Consider the following 15,956-nt stretch of genomic DNA (forward strand, 5'->3'; position numbering starts at 1 on the left):
ATGTCGAAGTTGACGGTTGCCATTCATAAACTGACTTCCTGCTCCGGTTGCCAGCTGGCCTTTCTCAATCAGGGGGAGGGCTTATTAAGTTTGCTCGAGCGGGCTGAGATCCTTCATTTTGTTGAAGGGGGTATTTATAACCCGGAGTGCCCGGTCGACATCGCCTTTGTCGAAGGCAGCATATCTACGCCCCATGATCTGGTACGGGTAAATGCGATCCGAAGTCACAGTAAGCTTGTGGTTACTATCGGCGCCTGTGCGACTTCAGGCGGGGTGCAGGCCCTGCGCAACTTTTCGCAATTGTATGGCACGGCGTCTTCAATGAAATTGCAGGTCTATGCCCGGCCCGATTTTATTGAAACACTGGAAAATTCTGAACCTGTTGCCAGCGCAATTAAAGTTGATTATGAATTGTGGGGCTGTCCGGTTTCAGCGGCGCAGGTTAATCGATTTTTGGTCCAGTTGCTTCTCGGAACAAAAGCCAAAGCCGAGAAAGAAAAGCTCTGCATGCAGTGCAAGCGACAGCAGATTGTTTGTGTGCTGGTCACCAAGCAGGCGCCATGCCTCGGCCCCACCACGCGTACCGGATGCGGGGCAATGTGTCCTGCTTACGGCAAAGCTTGTTACAGCTGCTATGGGCCTTCAGAGCAGCCCAATTGTCGCAGTCTTGCCAACCGGCTGAAGGGGATTGGCCTGGTGGATCAGGAGGTGGTAAACCGTTTTGCGCAAATTCATTGCCATTCCCCGGAATACCGTAAAGAGATCGAGCATTGGGCACCGGACAGCAAAAAAGAATAAGGAGCGGATATGGCCAGACGGAAAATCAAAATCAAGGTGCCTTTTATTACCCGCATCGAGGGGGAAGCGTCACTGGAGTTTGATGCCGGTGATGATCAGATAGATCAGTTGCATTTGAAGATCTTTGAGCCGCCCCGATTATTTGAACAATTCCTGATAGGCAAAAATTATATCGATGCCCCCGAATTAAGTGCCCGTATTTGCGGGATCTGCCCCATGGCCTATCAGCTGACGTCAATTTTGGCCTTTGAGAAATTATTCCAGGTAGAGATCCCCGATCCTATCGCACAGTTAAGACGGGTGATGAACCTGGGGGAGTGGCTCCAAAGCCATGCCCTGCATATTCACTTTCTTGCCTTGCCGGATTTCCTTGGTTTTGACAATGCGCTTGAGATGGCAAAGCATCATCCCGATGTCTTTAAGCGCGGTGTCAGGATCCAGGCACTCGGCAACGATGTCATGGCGCTGCTCGGCGGCCGCAGTGTCCATCCTATCGGGTTGAAAGTCGGCGGCTTTGAACGCTTGCTTACTCATGATGAACTCAATGCACTTAAATCCAAGGCAGAAGATACCCGTCAGCTGGCGCATGATTTGGTTGTTTTCTGCGCTTCGCTAAAGCGCCCCGATTATTCATACGGTTTTGATTATGTGAGCTTAAAGTCAGAGACCTGCTACCCCATCAATGGGGGCAGGATTGCCAGCGCGTCGGATCTGATTATTGATGTCGAAGATTATCAGGATTATTTCAAGGAGCATCAGGAGCCTCACTCGACGGCACTTTATTCTATGTTGCATGGCCAGGATTACCTGGTGGGACCGCTGGCACGGTTTAATAACAATTTTGCTCAGTTAGACGATGAAACCCGACAGCTGGCTGTACAGGTGGGGCTGGCCGGTGCGAGCCTGAATATGTTTGACAGTATTGTGATCCGGGCGCTGGAACTTCACTATGCCATCAATGAAATCTGTCGCCTCCTCGATAGCCTCTGTTTGCCCGACGAGCCTAGCGTGGTCGTCACGCCAAGGGCAGGGGATTGCTGCCATGCAACCGAAGCGCCCAGGGGCCTGATTTATCATCGTTATAAGCTCGATGAGAAAGGCAGGATAATAAACTGCACCATAATACCGCCAACAAGTCAGAATCAGGCCCGGATTGAGCACGATCTGAAACACTCGGTGCAGGTATATGGGCTTGAACACAGTGACGAAGAGCTGAAGCTGTTCTGTGAGCAGGTGATCCGCAACTATGATCCCTGTATTTCCTGCTCAACTCACTTCCTGAAGTTGAAAGTCAACAGAGTCTGATATATACCCAAGTAACCTCAAGATGCAGGACTCAGAGTGATACCAGCCAGCTCAATTCTAGGAAAATGTGCAAAGGAATGACTGGTCCTTTCGAGTGCATTTGACATGGAAGTGGGCTGGCTGGATCACTCCCGAAGGGCGAGTTTTCCAGGCACTAATGTTGCGTTGCTGATTTTTGATGTAGAGCACTATATCTGCAAATCAGCGCCTGACCTTAGCGCCTGGAAATTCTCGCTGAAACGAGCATCTTGAGGTTACTTGGGTATAGACCATTTGCGGCAATGCTCACCAGTAACAGGGTTTGGGGAAATCACATGTGCGGTACAACGAAATAAGATGATCAATATCATTTGCTTTGGCAACCAACTTTGCAGTGATGATGGTGTGGGTTATGCCGTATTTGAACGGTTACAAACAGAACTGGCCTTAAGGCCAGCACCCGAGTCCGCCATTCAACTGTTTTACGCTGCAAACTCGGGACAGCGGGCATTGCCATTTTTTTTCAATTGCACCCATACCATTGTGGTTGATGCGCTTGAAAGCCAGTCATTCGGACACCCAGGCAAGCTTTACTGCTTTGACGGGAATGACCTACAGTCAATGACTGACACAGACAGAGAAACTCACCTCAGCAGCCACATGATGGCGTTGCCGCAAATCTGGCAGTTGTTAAATACGCTGATGGAAACGCCGCCTAAAATGACAGTTTTTGCAATAGAAGTGGCTGATGTAACTGTATTTAATCAGACAATCAGCTCTGAGGTCGCCAAAGCGGTGCCGGAAGTTACCCGCCGGATAATCCAGTTCAGTGATCAAGTGTCAATGACCAATCGATAATATTGCATTCTGTTTACTGAAAATTTTAATTCTTTGATCTGTTATGCAAATCGATGTTTATAAAATCAATAGAATACATTGCCGGGGCAGATGTCTTGTTAAGGCCGATGTCTCGTTAAGGCTTATACCCAAGTGAATCCTGCACCTTGAAGCCACTTGGGTATATACAGTAAATGTTGTTGTTGGCTTGAGCATATTCAATGGAAGCATTAGAAAACAAAATCATGAATTTACGATTAGCGACAGAAAAGGATTTAGACGAAATCTGCCTTCTATCACAGCAGATCAATACACAACATTACCATGGCGCGCCGCAGGTTTTTGCTGAGCCCAAAAGTGTTCACAGAGACAGATCATACTGGCGCGACAACTTTAATGCAGAAGGAGCCGTGTTCATTGTGGCTGAAATCGACGATAAGGTTGTTGGTTTCATCCTTGCGTTCATCACTGAAAACACAACTGTCAGCTTCATACAAAAAAAGAAACTGTGCCGGGTAAAAACTATCGTCGTTTCAGAGCATTTTCAAGGTCAGGGAATTGGTAAAAAATTGATGGAGGCTGTCGAACTGTGGTCAATCGGTGAAGGCATTGATGAAGTCCGGCTGGAAGTCATGGAGTTTAATGACAAAGCACAAGAGTTCTATGATTCCATTGGCTTTCAAACCCAGTCACGGATATTGTCAAAATCAATCTGATGCGCAATATGAGTATGTTGGCTGATGTTCACGGAATTAGCTTTTGCAATCTATTGGAAGGATTTGTTCATGTCTTCAAAGACATGTTCGGAGTCCGGAAATGTCGAGCGTCGGTAATTAAATAATCAGTCTCAACCATTGATTGAGACTGATTAGGAAACACCCCATGATCATTCAAATTAGCTCAAACGATCAACATAACGATAGGGTTTACGGTTAATCATTATCGGTATAAAGCCCGTTCGGTGTTTAAGCCCTTAATCAGGCTGACGCACATCAGTAACAGGACAAAAGTAAATGGCAGGGCCGTCATAACCACGCCAGACTGCAATGCCTGAAGTGCTTCTTTCCCACCAATCCAAAGCATGACTGCTGCGATGGCACCCTCTACCGTTGCCCAGAAAATTCGCTGTGGAATCGGTGCATCCACCTTACCACCAGCAGTGATACTGTCGATCACCAGCGAGCCTGAATCAGACGAGGTGACGAAGAAGATCAGTACCAACACAATCGAAAGGACAGAAATTACAGAGCCAAACGGTAATGCATCGTATACGTGGAACAAAGAAAGTGAAATATCAGTCAAACCATTCGCACCCAGCTCGCCGACCTTATTGGCCACCTGATCGATGGCAATTCCGCCGAAAACCGCCATCCAAATAATGGTCATCAGAGTAGGAATAAAGGTCACTGCAAACAGGAATTCGCGTACTGTACGACCTTTAGAGATACGCGCAATAAACATACCAACAAATGGGGACCATGAAATCCACCATGCCCAGTAGAATACTGTCCAGCCATGCATCCATGTCGTGTCTTCACGGCCATGAGGGTTGCTCAGGCCAATGATATTTTCCACGTAAGCCATGAATGTTTCTGGAATCGAAATCATCACAACATCAAAGCCGACGTAAGTAACGAACATCAGCAGGGCTAATGCAAACAGCATATTGATATTACTTAGTACTTTAACGCCGCCATCGATACCACGAACAACAGAGAAAATGGCAATCAACGTCACGAACGCAATGACGACAAGCTGCATACCAATGCCGCCATCCGTACCAAATACGTGGTTGATACCGCTGGTGGCCTGCTGTGCCCCCAACCCAAGGGAGGTTGCCAAACCAAACAGGGTCGCCAGTACTGCCATAATATCGACGACATGACCTAGCCAGCCCCAGGCTCTATCGCCAAAGATCGGGTAGAACACAGAACGCATCGATAGCGGCAGCCCCTTGTTAAAGGCAAAAAATGCCAGCGCGAGTGCGACAATCGCATAGATAGACCAGCCGTGGAGACCCCAGTGGAAGATAGTCGCTCCCATGGCGAGTGATTTTGCTTCAGCCGTGTACGGCTCTACGTTATACGGCGTGCCCCACCAGTCAGTAAAGTAAGCAGTAGGTTCAGCTACGCCCCAAAACAGAAGGCCGATCCCCATACCTGCAGCAAAGAGCATCGCCAGCCATGAAGCAGTTGAGTGCTCTGGTGCGGTATCTTTGCCGCCAATACGGATCTTACCAAACGGTGACAGCATCAATACCAAAGTGAAGAGCACGAAAAAGTTGGTTGACCACATGAAGAAGACGTCAAAATCTTCAATGATGCCGTTCTTAAGGTTGTTTAGCACTTCTTTAGAGGTATTGGGGTCGACGATTAGCAGCGTTGAAAGGAATAGGAGAATAAGACCTGCGCTGATTCCGAATACGGAGTTATGAATATCAAAACCCCACTTTTGAATGTTGTCCTGACCAACCTGGTAGTCGGTTGTTTCGATACTGTATTTATTTAATATGTTATCCATAAATGATACTCAAACGTTTCGTTTTCGATCCTTTTATTATGAAAAAAGTAAAAGTGAAATGACCTTTAGAAATAAAGATAATTAGACCACTAAATAATAATCTGGCGAAATATTAACAAATATGTCATTAAAATTCAAGTTGTGACAGATTGTACAGGTTATCCTGCTGGGTCGGCGGTGGTTTTATGCGATTTTATGTTATGTGTTCTAAACGTTTTTTTGTGAGGTAGTTAGGCCAGAAATGCTGGCAACGATTCAGATTTAGATGTTGAGTTATGGGGGAGAGAGTCGCTACCAGCACTTTGAAAGTGTATACCCGTCGAAGGGTGCCCTATGCTTTATATCAGCACCCTTGCATGGAGAGCGCCATAATGTTTGGATTTATCAGTAAAAATATTATTACCGGGCTGGTGACAATATTGCCTGTCGTACTCACACTCTACCTCCTCTACTGGTTTGCAGTATCAGTAGAGTCATTATTAGGAGGTCTAATTCAAGCACTCCTCCCGGGTGAATGGTACTGGCCGGGCATGGGGTTTGCTGCGGGACTGCTGGTCTTTTTTATCGCCGGACTGATGATGAATGCCTACCTGGTGCAGCGCCTGTTTGCCAAAAGCGAACAGGTTTTCTACCACATGCCGTTAGTCAGAACCTTATATCCTACTATCCGCGACTTTTTTGACTATTTCTCACCAACTACTCGCAAGGAATTTGAGCAGGTTGTCGCCGTGACTTTGGGTGAAACCGGGATGCAAGTGATAGGTTTTGTTACCCAACCGCTCCCAGAGCGAATGCCGGAGTCTTTTCGCGATGAGGACTGTGTCTTAGTCTATCTGCCCTTAAGCTATATGATAGGTGGCTACGCAGTGCTAATCCCCCGCAGCGCAGTACGTCCCCTTGATATGAAAATTGAAGAAGCGATGCGGTTTACCCTAACCGCCGGGATGGCCGGAACCGGTTTTAAGCCCAGTCCCCCTGATCATAAGGATGACTAACTCATTTCGTTTCGCTCGGCTGTAGCAAACCTGAAGGTGATGCCAAGCTTGATTCAACCCACCTTCTGATATTTAAATCAATCCATCTTCGCATAGTAGGCTGCGATATCAGCAATATCTTGATCGTTCAGGCTTGATAGCTGCTGTTTCATCATCGCGCCCATGGGCCCGGCGCGCTCACCGTTCTGATAAGCCTTCATTGAACTGTTTAGATACATCTCATTTTGACCACTGATATTCGGGTAGTCCGGCTTTAGCGCTTTGCCATTGATGCCGTGGCAAAACTGACAGGTATATGCCTTCATTTTACCCGCCTTGGCATCAGGGCCTTGTTCTGATGCAGAAGCGGAAACTGATATGGACAGGGTGGCTAGGGTAAGAATCAGTATTTTGTTCATCTTTATTGAAGTTACTGGAAGCGGTGTGATCAGTTTGCCTGTTGTTTTTGGTTAAGCAAATGGTTGGGATCAATTTTATGTAAAGTTGCTATTTATTATTGTGTTAGCTTTTGATAATACCGTTACACTATGTGTCTTATGCCCTTTTGTACCGATTGATGTTGGTGAGAGCATTGTTTATTAATTATAAAGAAGGCTGATAATAATGATTGAACGTCTGGAAACCAAGCAACGCATGAGCCGTATTGTTAAGCATAACGGCACTATTTATCTGTGTGGCCAGGTATGTAAAGACGCAACTCAGGGGATCAAAGAGCAGACAGCAACCATGCTGGAAAAGGTTGAAGATCTTCTTGAGCAGGCAGGCAGTGATAAAGAGCATATGCTGTCAGCAACTATCTATATCAAAGATATGAAAGATTTTGCTGAAATGAATGAAGTTTGGGACAACTGGGTGCCGGAAGGTCATGCTCCTGCTCGCGCTTGCGTTGAAGCAAGTATGGCGCGCGACGTATTACTGGTTGAAATCTCAGTTGTTGCAGCTGAAAAGTAAACGGCTGTACCTTTGCTCAGGGCCATTCGTTGCCTAGAATCATCCGTTATTTAGCCTTACTTGTATGACAGTAGCGAAAGCTCCGTTCTGGAGCTTTTTTTATGAAGATTGAATACTCATATGTCATAAATTCTGATGTCGTTACGACTGTTTATTAATACCGATATTCATAAATATGCCTATATACCCAAACTACCTCAAGATGCGAGATTCAGAGTCTCCTCTGGGAACTCAATTCGAATGAAATGTATGTAGGAATGGCATTCCCTTTCAAACACATTTTGTGAAGAAGTGATTTTCCAGAGGAGCTCCCAAAGGGCGAGTTTCATTGGCTTTTATTCTGTGTTAGCCATTCTCTAAATAGAACCACTATTCACTCAAATGGCTGCCTTGCCTAAAAGCCCATGAATTCTCGCTGAACTCTGCATCTTGAGGTAGCTTGGGTATACACTATCTACGTTTTAATGGGGCAGGCCTCTTTAGGCTATCATTAAATCTGTTACTATTTGCTGTAGTATCAGGTGATTGTGCTGATTGGTATAAGTAATAAGGAATAAAAATGAAAACAATGACCCGGTTATGTGGGGTATTGGTGGCATTGGCAACGACAGGCAACGCTTGGGCCGCCGATCAAATCGTCACTCTGCAAGATGGCAGACAGGTCGTGTTGCATGATGATTTTACTTGGCAATACGCAGCGCCGGTTATTGAAAGCCCCAAAGCTGTCGAGAAGACACAGGCTGACGTTAAGATAAGTACCGATAGTGCCAAGCCTGCGGTTACGGCAATTCCAGTAGTAGCGGTAAGCCCGGCGGGGATCCCGGTGGCGACTGCGCAAAAAGGCGTTCGGGTTGAATTGGGTGCGAGTAAAAACATCCAGCAGCTCAGTAAAAGCGGTATTGATGTGTTATTGCAATCAGCACGGTATGAAAATGGCGAGCTGGTCATTCCAACCATGTTAACTAATCAGGGCACGGGAGCCGTTGTTTCGGTGGTCCTGAAGGTAAAACTGATGAGTGAAAACGGTAGGGAGCTAGCCAGTGAAGAGGTGCCAATCTGGTCATCGATCAAGCGGGTGCCAGAGACTTATTTCCGCCCGAAAACCCAGCAGGAAGGCAAGCCAGTGAAACTCCCGGTTCCTGAAGCTTCGGCATATTTCATCAGTGCTGAAATTATTGAAGTCGAACACTGGTAACAACGGCTTAACGACAACGTTAGTCATTGAATAGACAACAGGCATGTCACCACATGCCTGTTACTGTTTTTATACCCAACCACTTCAAGATACGTGATTCAGCAAAGGCCGGACAGCCACCACAGCGGTAATCACCGGGGTAAATGATCCTAATGGGCACTCATTTCGGCCCCTAGTCGTGAAATGGCATATCCATTGCTGAAACTGGCGATCAATAACAGCATATGCCTCGTGGCGGTCTGACTATTGCCACTCAGCAGTATCGCCTTGCGTCCGGAGGCTCAAGAAGCTAACCCTTTACCGCTGTGAACTTCCTGCCCACTGTCGATGAGTGAACAAAAAACATCGGGGGGCAGGTATTCTTAATGAAAAGTAGCAGCTAAAGCGGGAATTCAGCGGCGCGAAGAAACGATTGGTCAGGTTAGCTGAAATAGAGCGATGGAATAAAACAGATATGCAGCGGGTTGTGTCATACCGACCTGACAATTGTGCTGTGTTAATATACTTGACCGCCCGAATATTTATGAGGTGAATAATGCGTAGCCTGTGGTGCATGAAAATGCCCTCAAAATCCTGCAGGCTTCAAATTTTCAACCAAATATCAGTGATTTCAGTTAAACATTGATTAACACTATGCTGATAGTATAAATAGTCTGGTTTTTTAGTAACCAGTATTAAAGGAAGACCGGATGATTGCGAACAAAAAGGTCCTCGTAGTTGATGATGATCAGGAGATTCGTGAACTCTTAGATGAATATCTGACAAAAGCGGGTTTTGACGTTACCACAGCGGCTGAAGGCGAGGAAATGAAGCGTCGGTTGTTGATGGGGTATCCTGATCTCATCCTGCTGGATGTGATGATGCCGGGTGATGATGGCTTTACCCTGTGTCAACATATACGTAAAACCTCTGATGTGCCGATCATCATGCTCACTGCAGTATCAGATGAAATGGATCAGATCATTGGATTAGAGCTGGGTGCTGATGATTATATCGCTAAGCCATTTAGCCCGAGACAGCTAATGGCGCGGATTAAAGCGTTAATGCGCAGGGTGCGTCCGACTGAGACGCAACAGCCTGCTGCAGTCCCGAAAGTGATTTGTTTTTCTCACTGGCGGTTAGAAACCCTGTCTCACCGTTTGTATGACTTGGAAAATAATGAAGATTACGAGCTGTCAGGCAGTGATTTTTCGTTGTTAATGTTATTTCTATCCCGCCCCAATGAAATCTTGGATCGAGACACTATTTCTTGTGCGACCCGAGGCCGTGAAGCCTTGCCCCTAGAACGCGGCATTGACGTGCAGCTGAGCCGTTTACGCCAGCGTTTAGGTGATAAAGGTAAACATCCTAGGCTGATCAAAACGATGCGTGGTAATGGTTATATTTTTACCGCAGATGTGACATACGAAAACTAGCCTTGTCTGGGTAATGATTTAATGAACTTGAAAAAATTATGGCCACAATCGCTGGTGGCGCGCACCTTGTGGCTGACTCTACTTGCGGTGTTTCTGGCGCAGTTGATCGCTACCTTGATTTGGTATGGTCAATCGAAACAGCGGGATCTGGAAGGGCTTGAATCGACGTCTGCCAGCATGGCGACCATGTTTGCTTCCACTGTGAATTTTTTCCAGTCGTTACCCCTGCAATACCGGCACATCGTGCTCGATCAGTTGCGTAATATGGGGGGGACTCGTTTCTTCGTTTCGTTCAACGAAGAAGAGATCCTGATTACCCCCATTCCAGCATCCAAACTGAAAAACACGGCAGTGAATGTCATTCAAAACGTGCTAAATGAAAAGTTGCCGAGGCTTGATGTTATCAAGGTGGAATTCTCGCGCCCTGAAACACTGCATGTGTTAAGAAATGATATTTTGCTCAGTGACTTACCTCCATCTTGGGCGGATCATACTCTGAGTTTGGAACCGCTGAATCCCCCGATCCTGGTTGTTCAGCTTGAACTGGCAACCAACGAGTGGCTGTATATTGCCGCATTGCTTCCCGCGCCATATGTCATGCTGGAAGATGAAATTATTACCCGGCAACAGGTTATTTTTCTTGCATTTATTACCGCTTTGTTACTGGTCTTTACTTACTTTATGGTTCGCCGCCAGACGAAACCGCTTAAGCGGTTAGCCAATGCCGCGAATGCGTTAAGCCTGGATATCTACCAGCCTCCGCTGAAAGAAGAGGGGGCCAGCGAGTTAGTGACCGCAACTCAGGCTTTTAACCGAATGCAGATGCGATTACGGCGCTACATCGATGACAGAGAACATTTGTTCTCAGCTATTTCCCATGATTTGAAAACCCCCATTACCCGTCTCAGATTACGCGCAGAACTGATAGACGATGAAGCGAAAATCGAGAAGTTCAACCGGGATCTGGATGAATTGGAGATGATGGTAAAAGGGGCGCTGCAAACAGTTCGCGATACAGATCTGCATGAAAATTTAGTGCAGGTTGATCTCTCTGAAATGCTGCAGAGTATCGCCGAGAGTCATAATAACGGTCTGGAGAAAGTAACCCTTCCTGATACACCGATAGCACCGTTGATGGGTAAGCCTTTAGCGCTTAAACGTTGTCTGACCAACCTGATCGATAACGGCGTGAAATACGGTGAGAAGGTCGAAGTTATCGTGGCAGATGAACCTGATGTACTGGTGTTAATTATCAAAGATCAGGGAGAGGGTATTCCGGAAGAATCAATGGAAGCGGTGTTTGAACCCTACTTCCGTGTAGCAATTGATGATGAAGGTCATGGCTTAGGGATGGGGATCGCCCGTAATATTCTTCATGCCCATGGCGGCGATCTTACTATTCACAATTCAGAACAGGGCGGCTTAGAAGTTAAAGTCGTTATCCCGCGGCTGGTTGAAAATGTATGACGCGGCACTGAAATACAGAAGAACGAGATGATGAAAATAACCCGAACGCTGGTTGCAATGACACTCGCAATGACTTTCGCCGGTACGGCGGCCACCGCTCATGCCGGTGAAGTGGAAGTACTTCACTGGTGGACATCCGGTGGCGAAGCCAAATCGGTTGCCGTTCTGAAAAGTATGATGGAGCAACAAGGCAATAGCTGGAAAGATTTTGCGGTTGCCGGTGGTGGCGGTCAAAGTGCGATGAGGGTGTTAAAAACTCGCGCCGTATCTGGTAATCCGCCATCGGCAGCTCAGATCAAAGGGCATGATATTCAGGAGTGGGGCCGGTTAGGGTTTCTGACCAATCTCAATGATGTTGCCACCGCCGAAAAATGGGGCGAGGTCATACCGGAAGTTGTTGCGAACGTGATGAAGTACAACGGTGAGTATGTTGCGGTTCCCGTGAATGTTCACCGTGTTAACTGGTTGTGGGCAAACCCGGAAGTGTTCAGAAAATCCGGAGCACAAGTGCCGACAACACTTGATGAGTTCTTTATCGCCGCCGATAAAATAAAAGCCGCGGGATTTATTCCTTTGGCTCATGGCGGACAGCCATGGCAGGACGTGACGCTTTTTGAAGCGGTCGCATTAGCGGTTCTGGGCTCTGACGATTACAACAGGGCATTTGTTGATCTGAATATGGATGTGCTATCTGGCGAGAAGATGGTTGAAGCCTTCACGAAATTCAGAAAAATGCGAGATTATATCGATACTAAAGCCCGTGGACGCCATTGGAACAAAGCAACCTCAATGGTCATTGATGGTGAAGCGGCAATGCAGATCATGGGTGACTGGGCCAAAGGTGAGTTTGCTGAGGCAGGAAAAGTGCCGGGTATCGATTATATCTGTGCCCCCGCACCGGGTACGCTTGATCAGTTCACCTTTAATATCGATAGCTTTGCCTTCTTTAAGCTAAGCGGTGCAACAGAAAATAAGCAAGCTCAGAAAGATCTCGCAAAAACCATTATGACTAAGGAATTCCAGGAGATCTTCAACCTTAATAAAGGGTCGATTCCGGTTCGCTTAGATATGAATATGAATAAATTCGACCAGTGTGCACTGGACTCGATGGCATCATTTAAAGCCACAGCGAAAAGCGGTGATCTGGTGCCGAGCATGTCACAAGGCCTGTCGACAACCAGCTATGTTCAGCGTGCTATCTTCGACGTTGTCAGTAACTTTTTTAATAGAAAATCAGCTGATCCTAAGAGGGCTGTTAAGAAACTGTCTCGTGCGGTGAAAGCGGCGATGTAATGGTGCTGAATGAATACCTCAGCGGTTAGGTAACCAAAATGCAAGGCAAGGGCATGACTGATATTCAGTCATGCCCTTGCCTTGCATTTCGTTCTGGACACGAAACGTGACAATTCGTGTCGTGAAAAGCCATTGATATTCCAATCCTCTCTATCTCTCTCTGGCCATATATCACCTAGGAACAACGACTTTAATTTTTAGTAATGGCATCGCTAAATTCAGCCTTTTTCATCACGGATTTGCCTCATTCTGTGTTAGTGCAAAAGCTCACTTGCAGATTGCGTCCGTAACATTGTCCAAATCTAGCTAATGGATGTTCCTCACTAACATGCTATTTCGGATGTCTTTGACCAACTTAATGGTGTTAGTCTTAGTTACTTTCTTTAACTATGCCTGTCCAAGATACATGTCCAAAGGATGCGTGTTCGGATAACTGTCAGATACAAGAAAGATCGCCATTGGCGACATTTCTGCGATTAGGTTTACGGGCTATGAACGGTTCCTATTAAGTTTTTTGAAAAAAGGCCGCTTGAATCACAATATAGACTTTAACTTTTAGTTTTTATCCATGATCAGAAAATACGCTCTCTTTTCTCAGAAAAACAAAAAAACACATACAAGCATTGTTGTATTTGCGATGTTAATCACCATAGCAAATATGTTCTTGTTGCTATCAGAAGAGAGAATAATATTCTCTCTTGGTTTAGTCATACCAATATTTCCATTAATCATCTTTGCAAAATCTTCTGACTACAAGAAAAAATACCTTCATGACTAGCCTCAAAATTATACTTCCACATCTCTATTTTCTCGGTGTGTTAAGTGCCTGTTACGTTAAATCGGTATCAAACTGACGTAATCGTGTAACGGTTAGCTACAACAAAGATCGCCAATCAATCCAAATTTAGGCAAGAGCATTGGAATACATCTATCTTGTTCGCACAGCTTCAATGTTCTTGCCCCCTCAAAAAAGTGTCCATCCCGTTTTAAGTGTCCTGCTTAACCTCAGTGGAAATTTGTCACAGATCACTACAGTCAATTATGAGCATCTAAGGCTCATAAGTGTGTGTTTGAGTCGATAGTGGCCACATAACTAGTCCATTTTTGCTAGCTTTTTCTCGTCATAAAGTGTTGGTCTGTCTCAAATTTGCCCCAAAATGTCCCAGTAGTCTCCTTTCTATCATCAAAAATTGAACGCTGTACTTTGATGGTGTTGTATGGCGCACTTTATGATCCGTCATAATTCATGAAAAGGGGGCGTAATATAACCCGTCCGTTACGACGGTAAATATACCTATATCGTTACAATCTGTGCTTAAAATGTACGAACATGGGCAAGTTGGTGTTTAAATAAAGTAAAAGCATCAGGGGTAAATAAAGCGTCTATACTTATGGTTTGTCATGGAATGGACGCAAAATAATGATGTCACAGTTAACAGGAAAAACGGTTTTTATTACCGGTTCAAGTCGCGGCATTGGTCGCGAAATTGCGCTGATTTGTGCAGAGCAGGGGGCCAATGTCGTTATTGCGGCCAAGTCTGATCAGCCGCACCCTAAGCTACCGGGTACTATTCATAGTGTTGCTCAAGAAGTTGAAGATGTCGGCGGTAAGGCGTTGGCGATCAAATTGGATATTCGTGACGAAGATGCCGTACAGCTTGCAATGCAACATGCCGCTGAAACGTTTGGCGGTATTGATGTGTTGGTCAATAATGCCAGTGCGATTTCGTTGAGCCGGTTGCAAGATATGGATGTAAAGCGCTTTGATCTGATTCATTCGATTAATGTTCGCGGTACATTGGTGTGTTCAAAGGCGGCTATTCCTTATCTTAAAAATAGCCTGAACGCCCATATTATTACCTTGTCTCCTCCTATTAATCTCTCCTCCCATTGGTTAAAGCCTTATATCCCTTATACGTTGACAAAATACGGTATGACTTTATTAACCCTGGGGTTGGCCGAGGAGCTAAGGGGCGACGGTGTTTCGGCAACCACATTGTGGCCGCAAACTACCATTGCCACCGCTGCGATTGAGTTTGCACTTGATAAAGAGCTACTGAAGCGTTCGAGAACGCCACGCATAATGGCGCTAGCTGCTTTAGAGATTATCAACTCTGAAAATTTACAACTGAGTGGCCAGACACTGATCGATGAATCCTTGCTTAGAGAACGGGGTATCTCTGATTTTGAGCAATTTAAATTTGATCCCCATGCGCAAGATTTGATGCGGGATTTATTTCTCGATGCATGATTAGCCTCATTGGTAAAGAAACCTGCACTTGCAATGCGGTTTCTTTACGAGTCATGTTCTATCTGCCTACATCGGGGAAATTGACTGTCTGCAACCCGTTATTCTGGGGTAGGATGTAGCCATTATTGTCCCTCCGTTTTATTGAAGATCTGTGAATATGAATAAATCCTTGTTGCTCAAGCAAATATTAGCAGCACTTGAGGCTATCCATCAGGGAGCTGTTGATGCTGCCATGCGGGCCTATAATACCGCTACCGATAATGAGAATGTGGCTGAAAACAAATATGATACTTTGGCTCTGGAAGCCGCTTATCTGGCACAGGGACAGGCTCAGCGAGTTGCCGAATGCGAGGCTGATTTAACCGCCTTTGAAAAGCTGGACCTGGCTAATGGTTCCCATCAAGAAGCCGTTGGGTTAGGAAGCCTGGTCTACCTTATCGATGAAGCAGGTTCTGAGAAATATCTGTTTTTAGGCCCGGCAGCCGGTGGGCTTAAGCTGACATTCTGCGACAAAGAAATCATCATTATTACCCCATCGGCCCCGCTTGGGCAGGCCTTGTTAGGGCGTTTTGTTGATGATGACATCGACATAAACATTGGCGGTCAAATTAAGAACTATGAGATTGCGGCTATCTATTAGTTGGGACTATACCCAAACCACCTCAAAATGCGAGGTTCAGAGCTTCCTCTGGGAATTCAATTCGAACGAAATGTATGTAGAAATGGCGATCCCTTTCAATTACATTTTGTGAAGAAGTGATTTTCCAGAGGAGCTCCCAAAGGGCGAGTTTCATTGGCTTTTATTCTGTGTTAGCCATTCTCTAAATAGAACCACTATTGACTCAAATGGCTGCCTTGACTAAAAGCCAATGAATTCTCGCTGAACTCTGTATCTTGAGGTGGTTTGGGTATATAGCAATTTATCTTTGTTTCGGTGTATGGTGAGGGTA

14 protein-coding genes are annotated in these 15,956 nt (G+C 45.8%); 12 read left to right on the forward strand and 2 right to left on the reverse strand.

The annotated features are described in order from the left end of the window. The 4 genes from L4D76_RS07095 (at position 1) to L4D76_RS07110 (ending at position 3,635) form a co-directional block, all read left to right on the forward strand. A complete protein-coding gene (locus L4D76_RS07095) occupies positions 1-798 on the forward strand; it encodes an NADH-quinone oxidoreductase subunit B family protein (protein WP_428440218.1) in 798 nt (265 codons plus the stop codon). Positions 799-807: 9 nt separating this feature from the next. Next, positions 808-2,103 (forward strand): Ni/Fe hydrogenase subunit alpha, encoded by a 1,296-nt coding sequence (locus L4D76_RS07100; RefSeq protein ID WP_428440219.1) that lies wholly within the window; start codon positions 808-810, stop codon positions 2,101-2,103. Between the two features lie 336 nt (positions 2,104-2,439). Beyond that, positions 2,440-2,940 carry a hydrogenase maturation protease gene (locus L4D76_RS07105; RefSeq protein WP_428440220.1) on the forward strand — a complete coding sequence of 167 codons (501 nt, stop codon included), beginning with the start codon at positions 2,440-2,442 and terminating at the stop codon, positions 2,938-2,940. Between the two features lie 200 nt (positions 2,941-3,140). After that, a complete protein-coding gene (locus L4D76_RS07110; protein ID WP_428440221.1) occupies positions 3,141-3,635 on the forward strand; it encodes a GNAT family N-acetyltransferase in 495 nt (164 codons plus the stop codon). Positions 3,636-3,858: 223 nt separating this feature from the next. Here L4D76_RS07110 and L4D76_RS07115 read toward each other — a convergent pair whose 3' ends face one another. After that, on the reverse strand, positions 3,859-5,439 hold the full coding sequence (locus tag L4D76_RS07115; RefSeq protein ID WP_428440222.1) for a BCCT family transporter: 1,581 nt from the start codon (positions 5,437-5,439) through the stop codon (positions 3,859-3,861). A gap of 371 nt (positions 5,440-5,810) precedes the next feature. Between L4D76_RS07115 and L4D76_RS07120 the strand changes: the two genes are divergently transcribed. Next, the gene (locus tag L4D76_RS07120) at positions 5,811-6,434 is read left to right on the forward strand and encodes a DUF502 domain-containing protein (protein ID WP_428440223.1); all 624 of its coding nucleotides are present in this window, start codon (positions 5,811-5,813) and stop codon (positions 6,432-6,434) included. Between the two features lie 77 nt (positions 6,435-6,511). On the opposite strand, the gene L4D76_RS07125 is transcribed toward L4D76_RS07120, so the two are convergent. Continuing rightward, on the reverse strand, positions 6,512-6,832 hold the full coding sequence (locus tag L4D76_RS07125) for a c-type cytochrome (RefSeq protein WP_428440224.1): 321 nt from the start codon (positions 6,830-6,832) through the stop codon (positions 6,512-6,514). Between the two features lie 205 nt (positions 6,833-7,037). On the opposite strand from L4D76_RS07125, the gene L4D76_RS07130 reads away from it, so the two are divergent. The 7 genes from L4D76_RS07130 (at position 7,038) to L4D76_RS07160 (ending at position 15,646) form a co-directional block, all read left to right on the forward strand. After that, entirely contained in the window at positions 7,038-7,385 is a 348-nt protein-coding gene (locus L4D76_RS07130) for a RidA family protein (RefSeq protein ID WP_428440225.1), read from the forward strand. 559 nt (positions 7,386-7,944) lie between these two features. Beyond that, a complete protein-coding gene (locus L4D76_RS07135) occupies positions 7,945-8,580 on the forward strand; it encodes a DUF3157 family protein (RefSeq protein WP_428440226.1) in 636 nt (211 codons plus the stop codon). A 689-nt stretch (positions 8,581-9,269) separates the two neighbouring features. Beyond that, a complete protein-coding gene (locus L4D76_RS07140) occupies positions 9,270-9,995 on the forward strand; it encodes a response regulator (protein ID WP_428440227.1) in 726 nt (241 codons plus the stop codon). A 21-nt stretch (positions 9,996-10,016) separates the two neighbouring features. After that, a complete protein-coding gene (locus L4D76_RS07145) occupies positions 10,017-11,462 on the forward strand; it encodes an ATP-binding protein (RefSeq protein WP_428440228.1) in 1,446 nt (481 codons plus the stop codon). Between the two features lie 30 nt (positions 11,463-11,492). Further along, complete coding sequence (locus L4D76_RS07150; protein WP_428440273.1) at positions 11,493-12,755, forward strand: ABC transporter substrate-binding protein; 1,263 nt, start codon at positions 11,493-11,495, stop codon at positions 12,753-12,755. Positions 12,756-14,175: 1,420 nt separating this feature from the next. Continuing rightward, positions 14,176-15,006, forward strand: coding sequence for an SDR family oxidoreductase (locus L4D76_RS07155; protein WP_428440229.1), 831 nt, complete (start codon positions 14,176-14,178; stop codon positions 15,004-15,006). 157 nt (positions 15,007-15,163) lie between these two features. Next, positions 15,164-15,646 carry a GreA/GreB family elongation factor gene (locus L4D76_RS07160; protein ID WP_428440230.1) on the forward strand — a complete coding sequence of 161 codons (483 nt, stop codon included), beginning with the start codon at positions 15,164-15,166 and terminating at the stop codon, positions 15,644-15,646. The last annotated feature ends 310 nt before the right edge of the window (positions 15,647-15,956 follow it).

The organism is Photobacterium sagamiensis, assembly GCF_050337085.1.
GTDB classification, from domain to species: Bacteria; Pseudomonadota; Gammaproteobacteria; order Enterobacterales; family Vibrionaceae; genus Photobacterium; species Photobacterium sagamiensis.

What these genes read in the sequence shown, in the direction of transcription:
- L4D76_RS07095 (WP_428440218.1), top strand. Translation starts at nt 1, where the DNA reads ATGTCGAAGTTGACGGTTGCCATTCATAAACTGACTTCCTGCTCCGGT.
- L4D76_RS07100 (WP_428440219.1), top strand. Translation starts at nt 808, where the DNA reads ATGGCCAGACGGAAAATCAAAATCAAGGTGCCTTTTATTACCCGCATC.
- L4D76_RS07105 (WP_428440220.1), top strand. Translation starts at nt 2,440, where the DNA reads ATGATCAATATCATTTGCTTTGGCAACCAACTTTGCAGTGATGATGGT.
- L4D76_RS07110 (WP_428440221.1), top strand. Translation starts at nt 3,141, where the DNA reads ATGGAAGCATTAGAAAACAAAATCATGAATTTACGATTAGCGACAGAA.
- L4D76_RS07115 (WP_428440222.1), bottom strand. Translation starts at nt 5,439, where the DNA reads ATGGATAACATATTAAATAAATACAGTATCGAAACAACCGACTACCAG.
- L4D76_RS07120 (WP_428440223.1), top strand. Translation starts at nt 5,811, where the DNA reads ATGTTTGGATTTATCAGTAAAAATATTATTACCGGGCTGGTGACAATA.
- L4D76_RS07125 (WP_428440224.1), bottom strand. Translation starts at nt 6,832, where the DNA reads ATGAACAAAATACTGATTCTTACCCTAGCCACCCTGTCCATATCAGTT.
- L4D76_RS07130 (WP_428440225.1), top strand. Translation starts at nt 7,038, where the DNA reads ATGATTGAACGTCTGGAAACCAAGCAACGCATGAGCCGTATTGTTAAG.
- L4D76_RS07135 (WP_428440226.1), top strand. Translation starts at nt 7,945, where the DNA reads ATGAAAACAATGACCCGGTTATGTGGGGTATTGGTGGCATTGGCAACG.
- L4D76_RS07140 (WP_428440227.1), top strand. Translation starts at nt 9,270, where the DNA reads ATGATTGCGAACAAAAAGGTCCTCGTAGTTGATGATGATCAGGAGATT.
- L4D76_RS07145 (WP_428440228.1), top strand. Translation starts at nt 10,017, where the DNA reads ATGAACTTGAAAAAATTATGGCCACAATCGCTGGTGGCGCGCACCTTG.
- L4D76_RS07150 (WP_428440273.1), top strand. Translation starts at nt 11,493, where the DNA reads ATGAAAATAACCCGAACGCTGGTTGCAATGACACTCGCAATGACTTTC.
- L4D76_RS07155 (WP_428440229.1), top strand. Translation starts at nt 14,176, where the DNA reads ATGATGTCACAGTTAACAGGAAAAACGGTTTTTATTACCGGTTCAAGT.
- L4D76_RS07160 (WP_428440230.1), top strand. Translation starts at nt 15,164, where the DNA reads ATGAATAAATCCTTGTTGCTCAAGCAAATATTAGCAGCACTTGAGGCT.